Raw genomic sequence first — 12,487 nt, 5'->3', positions numbered from 1 at the left:
CCCGCGATGACCGACACGAGCCCCGCCAAGCCTGCCAAGCCGCTGCTGCTCGTCGCCGCCTGCGCGCTGGTCGACGCCGACGGGCGCGTGCTGATCACCGAACGGCCGCCGGGCAAGCAGCTTGCCGGGATGTGGGAGTTTCCGGGCGGCAAGGTGGAGCCGGGCGAGACGCCCGAGGAGACGGTGGTGCGCGAGCTGGCCGAGGAGCTCGGCATCGAGACCAAGGTGCCGTGCCTGGCGCCGCTGACCTTCGCCAGCCACGCCTATGACAGTTTCAACCTCCTGATGCCGCTGTTCGTTTGCCGCCGCTTCTGGGGCACGCCCGTGGGCAAAGAGGGGCAGCGGCTGAAATGGGTGCGCCCGCGCGACATGCGCAACTACGAGATGCCGCCCGCCGACGCGCCGCTGATCCCGTTCCTGATCGACCTCCTCTAGCGGTCGCGGCGCGTTTCGTTAATCGATCCTTTATCCAATCGTGAGAATGCTGCCTTTCGATAGCGGCGCGGACGGCGCCGGCGCATTGCGGGGGCAATCGATAAATCCGGAAAGCGAGTGGCAATCCATCCGTGGCGACCGCCCGTCGATGCTCGGCATCGCCGGCGTCGGGATCCTTCGGGCGGCGCTGCTGTTCGGTTCCGCCGCCGTCGCGCTGGCGGTGATCCTCGCGCCGCTGGCCGAGAGCCAGACCCGGCGCATCGTCGGCGCGGCCGACGGGCTGGACCGCATGTCGACCGGCTCGGTCAGCCGCGGGGGCGGGTCGAGCTACGTCATCCGCCGCAGCGTGCTGCAGGACTCGCCGGCGGCGATCTGCATCATCCGCGACGACGGAACGCGCAGCGGCGATTGCGGATAAGCCGCCGTTTTCAGCATTGGTTAATGCTGTCTCGTTAACCTTTCTTAATCGGCTTCGACTACGGTGTTTCGAGAGGGTCGGCGGGGTGTCGAAGATGTTGAGCCGTTTTCTGAAAGATCGCAGCGGAGCCACCGCCGTCGAATACGGCATGATCCTCGTCTGCCTGTCGCTGGTGATCGTTGGCGGGATCACACATTTCGGCAACAGGATGGAAGTGCGGTTCCTCGAAATCGCCAAATTCCTCGACGACACGCCGACGCAGTAGTCAGTTAGGCGCTCAGCCGGCCGACTCGTCGCCCAGCGCCTTCGCCAGCGACATCTTCGCCGATCCGGGCTTGAGCGGCTTCTGCTGCGACGCGTCCGGCGCCCAGCCCGACAGCCAGATGGTCGCGAAGGTGGCGCGGATGCGCCCGTCGGGGTCCGAATGCCGCTCCGCGTAGATTTCGGCCGCGCGCAGGAACAGCGCCTTGCCGGTCGGCCTGCGCAGCCGCGCCAGGAGCGGGTTCGTCGCTCCCATCGCGCGCAGGTCGCGCATCAGGGCGAACATCGAATCGTAGCGCACGACCACCGTCTCGATGTCCGCGACCGGCAGCGCGAAGCCGGCGCGCTGGAGGAGGGCGCCGGCGTCCCTGACATCGGTGAAGGGCAGGACACGCGGGCTGGCGCCGCCGGTCAGCTCGGTTTCGGCGGCCAGCAGGCTGTCGCGCAGCTCTGCCAGCGTGCCGGCGCCGGGGAAGGCGGCGAGGAACAGTCCGTCAGGCTTCAGCGCGCGGCGCGCCTGGATCAGCAGGCCGGGCAGGTCGTTCGCCTCATGCAGCGCCATCAGCGAGGCGACGAGGTCGAGTGAAGCGGGTTCAAGCGGCAGCGTCTCGGCGACGCCGAGCAGGGGTTCGCCGGAACCGGCGAGTGCGGGATCGGCGACGATCTCCCGCACCTCGTCCACCTTGCCGCTCGCCAAGAGCGCGCGGCGCGGCCGCGCCGCCGGGCGAGAACAGCGTGACGGCGCGCGGGAAGCGGCGTGCGACCGTGGCCAGCCGATCGGCGAGATCCTCGGCCGCCCGGGTCAGCAGGAAGTCGGCGCCCGCCACGGGCAGCGCCGCCGCGCGCAGCTTGCGCCGCGTTGCGAGATCGGTGTCGATAATCGGTTCCAAGGGCGCGGTCCGGGCTTCTGGCTGGGGTGGTGGGCGACTGCCCTTGCGGCAGGCCCATCGCATGCTAGCCTGTGTCGTCTCTCAGGTGGCCGATCGGATGCAGGAGATCAAGAGCCTCGCGGCACGGGCCGCGTCGATGTCGGCGCGGCTTCTGTTCCCGCCGGCCTGCGCGGGATGCCGCCGCCTCGTCAGCCAGCCCGGCGCGCTGTGCGGCGAATGCTGGCGGGGCCTGCGCTTTCTCGAGCAGCCCTGGTGCGAGGTGATGGGCACGCCGTTCAGCCATGAGATGGGGCCGGGCATGCTGTCGGCCGACGCGATCGCCAATCCGCCGCCCTTCGACCGCGCGCGGGCAGCCGTCGCCCATGGCGGCATTGCGCGGCGCATGGTGCACGGGCTGAAATATGGAGACCGCACCGACCTCGCGCCCTGGATGGCGCGCTGGATGGTGCGGGCGGGGCGCGAACTGCTGCCCGGCGCGGACCTTATCGTGCCGGTGCCGCTGCATCGCATGCGCTTCCTGTCGCGCCGCTTCAACCAGTCGGCGGAGCTGGCGCGGGCGATCTCGCGACTGTCGGGCGTGCCGTTCTCGCCCGACGTGCTCAACCGCGTGAAGCCGACGCGCCAGCAGGTGGGCCTCGGCCTGCGCCAGCGGGAGGACAATGTGCGCGGCGCCTTCAAGGTGGCGGCGGAGCGCGAGATCGAGGTGGCCGGCCGGCGCATCCTTGTCGTGGACGACGTCTACACCACCGGCGCGACCGTTTCGGCAGTGGCGAAGGCGCTGCGCAGGGCAAAGGCGGCGCATGTCGACGTGCTCACCTTCGCGCGTGTTCTGCCGGGGGACTTCCGGCCCGAAGAAGACGACACTATATAGTTGGCATCGACGGCGAAGGCTGGACGGAACATGGCACAGGTTACGATCTACACGCGTGATTTCTGCGGCTACTGCGCCGCGGCGAAACGGCTGCTGAAGGAGAAGGGCGTCGACTTCCAGGAGCACGACGCGACCTACTCGCCGGAGCTGCGCCAGGAGATGATCCAGCGCGCGAACGGCCGCTCGACCTTCCCGCAGATCTTCATCGGCGAGACGCATGTCGGCGGCTGCGACGATCTCTACGAGCTCGACCGCAGCGGCAGGCTCGACCCGCTGCTGGCCGCCTGAGGAGCCGCGACATGACGATCTTCAAGGCAGCCGCCGTCCAGATGCGGTCGGGTACCTCGGTCGAGAGGAACGCCGAGACCTTCGAGACTATGGTGCGCGAGGCGGCTGCGAATGGCGCGGCCTACATCCAGACGCCGGAGATGACCGGCGCGCTGATGCGCGACCGCGCAGCGCTCAGGGCGTCGCTCAGGGACGATGCGGGCGATCTTATCGCGTCGGCCGCGCGTCGGCTGGCGCGCGAACTCGGCGTCTACATCCATGTCGGTTCGACGGCGATCGCGGCCGGCGACAGGATCGCCAACCGCGGGTTCCTGGTCGGTCCGGATGGCGCGGACATCGCAACCTACGACAAGATCCACATGTTCGACGTCGACCTCGACAATGGCGAGAGCTGGCGCGAATCGGCAACCTACCAGCCTGGCGGGCGCACCGTGGTGGCCGAGCTACCCTTCGCCAATCTCGGCATGGCGGTGTGCTACGACCTGCGTTTTCCGCAGCTCTTCCGCGCCCAGGCGCTGACCGGGGCAGAGGTGCTGACCACGCCGGCCGCCTTCACCCGCCAGACCGGCGAGGCGCACTGGCACGTGCTTTTGCGCGCCCGCGCCATCGAGAACGGCGCATGGGTAATCTCCGCCGCGCAGGGCGGCACGCATGAGGACGGCCGAGAGACCTACGGCCATTCGCTCATCGTCGACCCGTGGGGGCGCGTCGTCGCCGAGGCCGACCACGCCGAGCCCGGCATTATCTATGCCGAGATCGACACGGCCGCCTCCGCCGAGGCGCGCAAGAAGATCCCGAACCTGAAGAATGCGCGCGAATTCTCGGTCGAGGTCGCGCGTCCCGAACCTGCCCTGAAAGCCGCATCGTGATCCGCTTCTCCCTCCACTGCGACCAGGCCCACGAATTCGAGGGCTGGTTCCGCGACAATGCCGACTACGACACGCAGTCGAAGCGCGGCTTCGTCGAATGCCCGGTCTGCGGCTCGCACAAGGTGTCGAAGTCGCTGATGGCGCCGGCCGTCTCGACCGGCCGCAAGAAGGAAAAGATGGCGCTTGCGGCGAACGCCGAGCAGAAGAAGCTGATGGCGGCGCTGAAGGAAATGTCGAGGCAGGTGCGCGAGAACGCCGAGAACGTCGGCGACAAGTTCGCCGAGGAAGCGCGGAAGATCCATTTCGGCGAGACCGAGGCGCGCGGCATCTACGGCGAGGCGACGCCCGAGGAAGCACGTGGCCTGATCGAGGACGGCGTGGAATTCATGCCGCTGCCGGTGTTTCCGGACGACAGGAACTGACGATCGCCTTGTCCGGTCTCAGCCGGGCAGCTGACGGCCAGCCATCAGCTGCCATCTTGATGGCAGCCGGCATCGGCTTTATCTTTTCGACGAGCAGCTATGGAGGTCACTTATGGCCGAACGACAGCTTTCCGTCCGAAGCGCCAAGGCGAGCGAGATTGCCCATCGTCTCGCGCGGCGCGAGAACCTGCACCGTCGCCAGCATCGTGGAGCGCGCCTTGGAGGACTACGATCTCAAATCCACGGGCCGCGAGCCGGCGGAGATTTTCTATAGGCGGATAGCCGAACAATACGGCGTCGACATCGACCTTGAAGAGGTCATCAAGGAAGGCCGGAAGCCTCATCCAGGCATCGACCTTTGATCTTCCTCGACACGAACGTCGTTTCCGAGGACCTCCGACCGGAGCCAAGTCCGGCAGTGCTGGGTTGGCTTACGCGACATGATGTGGAACTCGTGCTTTCGACCGTCGTGATTGCCGAGATTTCCTTCGGCATCTCGAAAATCAGTCCGGAACAGCGCGCACGGCGCCTTTCACTCGGTCTTGCTGAGTGGCGACGTCGCTTCACGGGTCGGATCTTCCCGTTCACCGAGGAAGCAGCGCTCGTCTACGGCGAAATGATGGGCGACGCGGCTCGTCGTGGCCGCGGGATGCAATCGATGGACGGCATGATCGCCGCGATTGCCCGCATCCACGGCGGACGGCTCGCGACCCGCAATATTGCCCATTTCGAGCATTGCGGCCTCGACCTGATCAATCCGTGGACCGAGTAGGGACACGCTGTCGCCAACCTAGCAAATCGGGAGCGCCACTCCAGAATTGCAAGGATAATCGCTAGCTAGGCTGAGGCCGTTCCGCCAGCACCATGTAGTTGACGTCCATGTCCTTCGAGCGCTGCCAGCGGTCGCCGAGGGGGTGTAGACGACGCCAGTGCGGTCGATGATGGTGAGGCCGGCCTTGCCCAGGCCGGATTCCAGCTCGTCGGGGCGCACGAGCTTGCCGAACTGGTGGGTGCCGCGCGGCAGCCAGCGCAGCACGTATTCCGCGCCGATGATCGCGAGCCCCAGCGCCTTCAGCGTGCGGTTGATCGTGGCGACGAACATCAGCCCGCCCGGCTTCACCATCTGCCCGCATTTGGCGAGGAACAGGTCGACGTCGGCAACGTGCTCGACCACTTCCATGTTCAGGATCACGTCGAACTTCTCGCCCTCGTCGGCGAGCGCCTCGGCGGTCGTGGCGCGGTAGTCGATGGTCAGGCCGCTCTCCACGCCATGCAGCTTCGCCACTTCGATGTTGGTGGCGGATGCGTCGGCCCCGACGACCTCGGCGCCCAATCGCGCCATCGGCTCGCACAGGAGGCCGCCGCCGCAGCCGATGTCGAGGATGCGCAGGCCCTCGAAGGGGTGCGGCGCGCGCGGATCACGGCCGAATCGCTCGGCGACCTTGTCGCGGATGTAGGCGAGACGGACCGGGTTGAACTTGTGCAGCGGGCGGAACTTGCCGTTCGGATCCCACCATTCCGCCGCCATGCGGGAGAAGCGTTCCACTTCGTCGGCGTCGATGGTCGTGCGTCGGGCTTCGGCCATGTCGTTCATCTCCCTCTTCGGCCACACAAGTCGGGCGATGAGGCTTCGATGTCAAGGCGGTTGGTTCCGGTCGGGAGAGGGGTGCCAGGGCTTGCTACGGTTCGCCGGCGGCGCAACCGAACGGCTGTCAGGGCCTGTCAGCTATCGTTTCGGTCAGGTTGGGACGAGCCGCCATTCGGCCTATATCCGACATCCGACGCTCCGATTCAGAAAAGCCGTCACCGATGCAGCCGATCATCTCGATCTCCAATCTGTCGAAGACCTATGCCAACGGCTTCGAGGCACTGAAGAGCGTCAGTCTCGACGTGCGCAGAGGCGAGATATTCGCCCTGCTGGGGCCGAACGGAGCCGGCAAGACGACGCTGATCAACATCGTGTGCGGTCTCGTCAATCCCGGCACCGGCAGCGTGACGGTCGGCGGGCACGACATCGTCGGCGACTATCGCAAGACGCGCTCCATGATCGGGCTCGTGCCGCAGGAGCTTTCGATCGACGCCTTCGAATCCGTCTTCGCCACCGTCTCCTTCAGCCGCGGGCTGTTCGGCAAGCCGGCCGATCCGGCCCACATCGAGAAAGTGCTGAGATCGCTGTCGCTCTGGGACAAGCGCAAGGAGAAGGTGATGACGCTGTCCGGCGGCATGAAGCGGCGCGTCCTCATCGCCAAGGCGCTGGCCCACGAGCCGGAGGTCCTCTTCCTCGACGAGCCGACAGCCGGGGTGGACGTCGAACTGCGCCGCGACATGTGGGCGATGGTGCGCGGCCTGCGCGACACCGGCGTCACCATCATCCTGACCACGCATTACATCGAGGAGGCGCAGGAGATGGCCGACCGCGTCGGCATCATCTCCAAGGGCGAGATCATCCTGGTCGAGGACAAGGACGTGCTGATGCGCACGCTCGGCAAGAAGCAGCTGCGCATCGAGCTGCGCGAGCCGCTGACGGAACTGCCGCCGTCTCTCTCCTCGCAGGGGCTGCACCTTGCAGATGGCGGCGACGCGATCGTCTCGACCTACGACGCCACCGCAGACCGGACAGGCATCAACGCATTGTTCCTCGACCTTGCCCGGGAAGGCATCGCGATCCGCGACCTGGAGACCCGGCAAAGCACGCTGGAAGAGATATTCGTCGGCCTTCTGGAGGCCCGCACATGAACCTTCGTGCTGTCCAGGCGATCTACAAATTTGAGATGGCGCGCACCTTCCGCACCATACTCCAGTCCATCGTTTCCCCGGTGATCTCGACCGCGCTCTATTTCGTGGTGTTCGGCGCGGCGATCGGCTCCCGCATCCCGGAGATCGGCGGCGTCAGCTACGGCGCGTTCATCGTGCCGGGACTGATCATGATGTCGATCCTGACACTGTCGATCTCGAATGCGTCCTTCGGCATCTATTTCCCGAAGTTCACCGGCACCATCTATGAACTGCTGTCGGCGCCCGTTTCCCATCTCGAGATCGTCGCCGCCTATGTCGGCGCGGCCGCCACCAAGTCGGTGATCATCGGCCTCGTGATCCTTGCAACGGCCGCCTTCTTCGTGCCGCTCAGGATAGAGCACCCGCTCGTCATGCTGCTGTTCCTGGTGCTGACCTCGTTCTCGTTCAGCCTGTTCGGCTTCATCATCGGCATCTGGGCCGACGGGTTCGAGAAGCTGCAGCTGATCCCGCTGCTCATCGTCATGCCGCTCGCCTTCCTCGGCGGAACCTTTTACTCGATCGAGATGCTACCGCCGTTCTGGGAGGCCGTGTCGCTGTTCAACCCGGTGGTCTATCTGGTCAGCGGCTTCCGCTGGAGCTTCGTCGGGGCGGCGGACGTGAACGTCTGGACGAGCCTCGCGATGACCGTGCTCTTCCTTGTCGGGTGCCTCGCCGTTACCGGCTGGATGTTCCGGACGGGCTACAGGCTCAAGAACTGACGGGCATCTCACGTTCCAGCCGTTCGGCGACCATCTCCTGCAGCCGCCAGAGATGGCGGTCGCGGATTCCCAGCATGTCCAGGTGGCTCACCGTGGCATGGAGATATTCCGCCATCGAGCCGCGGAAGCCGCAAGCGGTCGCGAGCACGTCGGCGGTGGCCTCGTCGTCCAGCGTGCCGATATAGCGGCCGCTGTTGCGGTTCATCGCGAAGGTGAGCGCCTTTAGCGGCCCCTCCGGCGTCTCGACCTGTATCCAGCGCGGCGGGAAGGCGCTCGGCACCATGCTCATCTCACGGCGGATCAGGCGATGCATGTTCGCCTCGATCGCGGCGTCGGGCAGGCGGAAGATGACGCCGTTGCACTGGCCGCCGCGGTCGAGCGCCAGCATCAGCCCCGGCTGCTCGCGATTGCCGCGCCAGCGATAATCCCAGCCGAGGCAGAAGCGCCGCCGCCAGCCGCGCGCCACCGCCTTGCGCTGCTCGGTGAAGTCGAAGTCGGGGTTCCAGATCAGCGAGCCGTAGGCGAAGACCCAGAAGCCGTCATTTGGTGCGCCGGCGATAATCTCCGCGACGACGCGGTCGTAGTCGGCGTCGGTCGCAGGCACGAAGCCGGGCAGGAGGTGGATGCCGGGATCGGGCATTTGGCGAGTCACTTTCGCGACATGGTCCCGGCTCAGCCGCATCTGCCGTTTCGCGTTCCTATCCATCGCCACCCGACCATCTGAAGCCGCTCGCGCGCAGCATATCATCGCGTTCCGATCGCGCGCCAGACGGCCGTGCCCGCTCGCCTTGCGGATCGGAGGCGATTTGGCTAAGGAAGCCGCGCGCCGCGGTCCGGGGAGGAGTGCGGCGCCCCAACCATAGAGAGCCGCGCCTGGCAGCACGGCCGGAATCAGGACCTTTCGACCGCCATGGCGCGCATCGTGATGAAGTTCGGCGGAACCTCCGTCGCCGACCTCGACCGCATCCACAATGTGGCGCGGCACGTCAAACGCGAGGTCGACGCCGGCCACGAGGTCGCCGTCGTCGTCTCCGCCATGTCGGGCAAGACCAACGAGCTCGTGGCCTGGGTGCAGAACATGCCCAAGGTCGCAGGCTCCAACGCCCCCTTCTACGACGCGCGCGAATACGACGCTGTCGTGGCGTCGGGCGAGCAGGTGACTGCGGGGCTTCTCGCCATCGCATTGCAGTCGATCGGCGTCGATGCGCGCTCCTGGCAGGGCTGGCAGATCCCGATCACCACCGACAGCTCGCACGGCGCGGCGCGCATCGCCGATATCGACGGCTCGAAGCTGATCCAGCGATTCGGCCAGGGCCAGGTCGCCGTGGTCGCCGGCTTCCAGGGCATAGCGCCGGACGGGCGCATCGCCACGCTCGGGCGCGGCGGCTCGGACACCAGCGCGGTGGCCATCGCCGCTGCCGTGAAGGCGGACCGCTGCGACATCTACACCGACGTCGACGGGGTCTACACGACCGACCCGCGCATCGAGCCCAAGGCGCGCCGGCTTGCCAAGATCTCCTTCGAGGAGATGCTGGAGATGGCCTCGCTCGGCGCAAAGGTGCTGCAGGTGCGTTCGGTCGAGCTCGCCATGGTGCACAAGGTGCGCACCTTCGTGCGCTCCTCCTTCGAAGATCCGGATGCTCCGGGCATGGGCGATCTTCTCAACCCGCCCGGAACCCTCATTTGCGACGAGGATGAAATCGTGGAACAGCAGGTCGTCACCGGTATCGCCTACGCCAAGGATGAGGCGCAGATTTCGCTCCGCCGCGTCGCGGACCGTCCCGGCGTCGCCGGCGGCATCTTCGGGCCGCTCGCGGAGGGCGGCATCAATGTCGACATGATCGTCCAGAACATCTCCGAGGACGGCTCGCGCACCGACATGACCTTCACCGTGCCGCAGGGCGACGTCGCCAAGGCGCTGGCGATCCTCGACAAGGTGCGCGAGACGGTCGGTTTCGACGTCGTCCAGCACGACGACGGCATGTCGAAGGTGTCGGTAATCGGCATCGGGATGAGGAGCCATGCGGGCGTCGCCGCGACCGCCTTCAAGGCGCTGGCCGAGAAGGGGATCAACATCCGTGCGATCACCACGTCGGAGATCAAGATCTCCATCCTGATCGACGGGCCCTATACCGAACTCGCCGTTCGGACTTTGCATTCCGTCTACGGTCTGGATAAGCAGTAGTCTGAAAAGATCGATGCGGGTCTGATCGCGTCGGCGCGGGAGGCGTCCGGCGCGGTTGCCCGTTGGAGTCCTGACATGCCCGATCACGTGCCCGGTCCGCGCGCGCTTCTGAGACGGCTCCGCGAGCTGATGGCGGAGGCGCTCGATCCGCAAACGCGCCTCGACCGCATCGTGCGCGAGATCGCGAAGAACATGGTGGCGGAGGTCTGCTCGCTCTACGTGCTGCGGGCCGATTCGGTGCTCGAGCTCTATGCGACGGAAGGCCTGAACCCCGGCTCGGTGCACCTGGCGCAGCTGCGCCTCGGGCAGGGTCTTGTTGGCACGATCGCCGCCAGCGCCAGGGCGCTGAACCTCTCCGACGCACAGAACCACCCGGCCTTCGCCTACCTGCCGGAGACGGGCGAGGAGATCTACAACTCCTTCCTCGGCGTGCCTGTGCTGCGCGCCGGCCGCACGCTGGGCGTGCTGGTCGTTCAGAACAAGACCAAGCGCATCTATCGGGACGACGAGGTCGAGGCGCTCGAGACGATCGCGATGGTGATCGCCGAGATGATCGCGGCGGGCGATCTCGCGCGGCTGATCAGGCCCGGCATGGAGCTGGACCTGACGCGACCGGCGAGCTTCAGGGGCCTGGCCTTCAACGACGGCGTCGGGCTCGGCCATGTCGTGCTGCACGAGCCGCGCATCGTCGTCACCAACCTGTTCAACGAGGACATCGAGGAGGAGCTGAAGCGTCTCGACGCGGCGCTCGGCTCGCTCAGGCTGTCGATCGACGACATGATGTCCCGCCGCGAGGTGGCCTTCGAGGGCGAGCACCGCGCGGTGCTCGAGGCCTATCGCATGTTTGCCCATGACCGCGGCTGGGTGCGCCGTCTGGAGGAGGCGATCCACAACGGCCTGTCGTCCGAGGCGGCGGTGGAGAAGGTGCAGAGCGACATGCGGGCGCGCATGACGCACATGACCGACCCCTATCTGCGCGAGCGGATGAGCGATTTCGACGACCTCGCCAACCGGCTGCTGCGGCAGCTGATGGGGCGGGGGCCTGAGATGGTCGCTGCGACCCTGCCGAAGGACGCCATCGTCGTCGCGCGGCAGATGGGCGCGGCGGAACTGCTCGACTATCCGCGCGAGAAGCTGCGCGGCCTGGTGCTGGAGGAGGGCTCGATCACCAGCCATGTGGTGATCGTCGCGCGCGCGATGGGTATCCCGGTCGCGGGGCAGCTCAAGGGCGTGGTGTCGATGTCCGAGAACGGCGATGCCATCATCGTCGACGGCGAGGACGGCACCGTGCAGTTGCGGCCGCAGCCCGACGTCGAGGCGGCCTATGCCGAGAAGGTGCGCTTCCGCGCTCGCCGGCAGGAGCTCTACCGCGAGCTGCGCGACAGGCCGTCGGTCTCGAAGGACGGCGTGCATGTCGACCTGATGATGAATGCGGGGCTCGCGGTCGACCTGCCGCAGCTCGCCGAATCGGGCGCGGCGGGCATCGGTCTGTTCCGAACCGAGCTGCAGTTTATGGTCGCGGCGACCTTCCCCCGCGCGGAGGCGCAGGAAAGGCTTTATCGCGACGTGCTCGATTCGGCGAAGGGCAAGCCCGTCACCTTCCGCACCATCGACATCGGCGGCGACAAGGTGCTGCCCTATTTCCGCGGCGCCGCGCAGGAGGAGAACCCGGCGCTCGGCTGGCGCGCGATCCGCCTGACGCTCGACCGGCCGGGCCTGCTGCGCACCCAGGTGCGCGCGCTGCTGCGCGCGGCCGGCGGGGGAGAACTGCGCGTCATGCTGCCGATGGTGACGGAACTGGGCGAGATCACGCAGGCGCGCGAGATCATCGACCGGGAGGTGCGGCACCTGTCGCGCCACGCCTATCTGCTGCCCACGACGCTGAAGGTCGGGGCGATGGTCGAGGTGCCGGCGCTGCTGTGGCAGCTCGACGAGCTGATGGAGGCGGTGGATTTCGTCTCGGTCGGCTCGAACGACCTGTTCCAGTTCGTGATGGCGACCGATCGCGGCAATGCGCAGCTGTCGGATCGTTTCGATCCGCTGTCGGTGCCGTTCCTGCGTGTCCTCAAGCAGATCGCCGATGCCGGCGCCCGCGCCAACACGCCGGTGACGCTGTGCGGCGAACTTGCCGGGCGGCCGATCTCCGCCATGACGCTGATCGGGCTCGGCTACCGGTCGATCTCGATGTCGCCGGCCGCGATCGGCCCCGTCAAGGCGATGCTGTGCGAGCTTCAGGTCGGCCGGCTCGAGGAGCTCCTGTCCGCCGCGCTCGCCTCCGGAGGCGCCTTCCGCAATCTTCGTCGCGACCTGCAGGCCTTCGCCGCGGAAAACGGCGTCCCGCTCTGAGCCAAACC

The 12,487-nt window shown here is 67.0% G+C and carries 13 protein-coding genes and 3 pseudogenes; 13 read left to right on the top strand and 3 right to left on the bottom strand.

Going from position 1 to position 12,487, the window contains the following annotated elements:
- The first annotated feature begins 6 nt into the window (after positions 1-6).
- The 3 genes from LRS09_RS06815 (at position 7) to LRS09_RS06805 (ending at position 1,118) form a co-directional block, all read left to right on the top strand.
- A complete protein-coding gene (locus tag LRS09_RS06815; RefSeq protein ID WP_257805035.1) occupies positions 7-435 on the top strand; it encodes a (deoxy)nucleoside triphosphate pyrophosphohydrolase in 429 nt (142 codons plus the stop codon).
- Positions 436-481: 46 nt separating this feature from the next.
- On the top strand, positions 482-853 hold the full coding sequence (locus LRS09_RS06810) for a hypothetical protein (protein ID WP_257805034.1): 372 nt from the start codon (positions 482-484) through the stop codon (positions 851-853).
- A 94-nt stretch (positions 854-947) separates the two neighbouring features.
- Complete coding sequence (locus LRS09_RS06805; RefSeq protein WP_257805033.1) at positions 948-1,118, top strand: Flp family type IVb pilin; 171 nt, start codon at positions 948-950, stop codon at positions 1,116-1,118.
- Between the two features lie 12 nt (positions 1,119-1,130).
- Here the strand turns inward: LRS09_RS06805 and LRS09_RS06800 are convergent.
- Positions 1,131-2,004 (bottom strand): annotated as a pseudogene (locus tag LRS09_RS06800) (methyltransferase domain-containing protein).
- Between the two features lie 97 nt (positions 2,005-2,101).
- Here LRS09_RS06800 and LRS09_RS06795 point away from each other — a divergent pair.
- The 6 genes and pseudogenes from LRS09_RS06795 (at position 2,102) to LRS09_RS06770 (ending at position 5,226) form a co-directional block, all read left to right on the top strand.
- Complete coding sequence (locus LRS09_RS06795) at positions 2,102-2,875, top strand: ComF family protein (RefSeq protein ID WP_257805032.1); 774 nt, start codon at positions 2,102-2,104, stop codon at positions 2,873-2,875.
- A gap of 30 nt (positions 2,876-2,905) precedes the next feature.
- Positions 2,906-3,163 (top strand): glutaredoxin 3, encoded by a 258-nt coding sequence (gene grxC / locus LRS09_RS06790; protein WP_257805031.1) that lies wholly within the window; start codon positions 2,906-2,908, stop codon positions 3,161-3,163.
- Between the two features lie 11 nt (positions 3,164-3,174).
- A complete protein-coding gene (locus LRS09_RS06785) occupies positions 3,175-4,032 on the top strand; it encodes a carbon-nitrogen hydrolase family protein (protein ID WP_257805030.1) in 858 nt (285 codons plus the stop codon).
- Entirely contained in the window at positions 4,029-4,454 is a 426-nt protein-coding gene (locus LRS09_RS06780) for a DUF1178 family protein (RefSeq protein ID WP_257805029.1), read from the top strand. Before LRS09_RS06785 ends, LRS09_RS06780 begins: the two co-directional genes overlap by 4 nt.
- A 112-nt stretch (positions 4,455-4,566) precedes the next feature.
- Positions 4,567-4,816, top strand: a pseudogene (locus LRS09_RS06775) (plasmid stabilization protein).
- The gene (locus LRS09_RS06770) at positions 4,813-5,226 is read left to right on the top strand and encodes a type II toxin-antitoxin system VapC family toxin (RefSeq protein WP_257805028.1); all 414 of its coding nucleotides are present in this window, start codon (positions 4,813-4,815) and stop codon (positions 5,224-5,226) included. The pseudogene LRS09_RS06775 and the gene LRS09_RS06770 overlap by 4 nt, the downstream one beginning before the upstream one ends.
- A gap of 61 nt (positions 5,227-5,287) precedes the next feature.
- Here LRS09_RS06770 and ubiG read toward each other — a convergent pair.
- Positions 5,288-6,039, bottom strand: a pseudogene (ubiG, locus tag LRS09_RS06765) (bifunctional 2-polyprenyl-6-hydroxyphenol methylase/3-demethylubiquinol 3-O-methyltransferase UbiG).
- A gap of 224 nt (positions 6,040-6,263) precedes the next feature.
- Here ubiG and LRS09_RS06760 point away from each other — a divergent pair.
- Both LRS09_RS06760 and LRS09_RS06755 read left to right on the top strand, forming a co-directional pair.
- On the top strand, positions 6,264-7,190 hold the full coding sequence (locus LRS09_RS06760; protein ID WP_257805027.1) for an ABC transporter ATP-binding protein: 927 nt from the start codon (positions 6,264-6,266) through the stop codon (positions 7,188-7,190).
- The gene (locus LRS09_RS06755) at positions 7,187-7,948 is read left to right on the top strand and encodes an ABC transporter permease (protein ID WP_257805026.1); all 762 of its coding nucleotides are present in this window, start codon (positions 7,187-7,189) and stop codon (positions 7,946-7,948) included. Before LRS09_RS06760 ends, LRS09_RS06755 begins: the two co-directional genes overlap by 4 nt.
- Here LRS09_RS06755 and LRS09_RS06750 read toward each other — a convergent pair.
- Complete coding sequence (locus LRS09_RS06750) at positions 7,938-8,630, bottom strand: gamma-glutamylcyclotransferase (RefSeq protein WP_257805025.1); 693 nt, start codon at positions 8,628-8,630, stop codon at positions 7,938-7,940. The genes LRS09_RS06755 and LRS09_RS06750 overlap by 11 nt on opposite strands.
- A gap of 228 nt (positions 8,631-8,858) precedes the next feature.
- Between LRS09_RS06750 and LRS09_RS06745 the strand changes: the two genes are divergently transcribed.
- Both LRS09_RS06745 and ptsP read left to right on the top strand, forming a co-directional pair.
- A complete protein-coding gene (locus LRS09_RS06745) occupies positions 8,859-10,133 on the top strand; it encodes an aspartate kinase (RefSeq protein ID WP_257805024.1) in 1,275 nt (424 codons plus the stop codon).
- A gap of 75 nt (positions 10,134-10,208) precedes the next feature.
- Positions 10,209-12,479, top strand: coding sequence for a phosphoenolpyruvate--protein phosphotransferase (gene ptsP, locus LRS09_RS06740; RefSeq protein ID WP_257805023.1), 2,271 nt, complete (start codon positions 10,209-10,211; stop codon positions 12,477-12,479).
- The last annotated feature ends 8 nt before the right edge of the window (positions 12,480-12,487 follow it).

Origin of the sequence: Mesorhizobium sp. J428 (genome assembly GCF_024699925.1) — a bacterium.
GTDB lineage: Bacteria > Pseudomonadota > Alphaproteobacteria > Rhizobiales > Rhizobiaceae > Mesorhizobium_A.
This window is presented reverse-complemented; position numbering and strand designations above follow the sequence as displayed.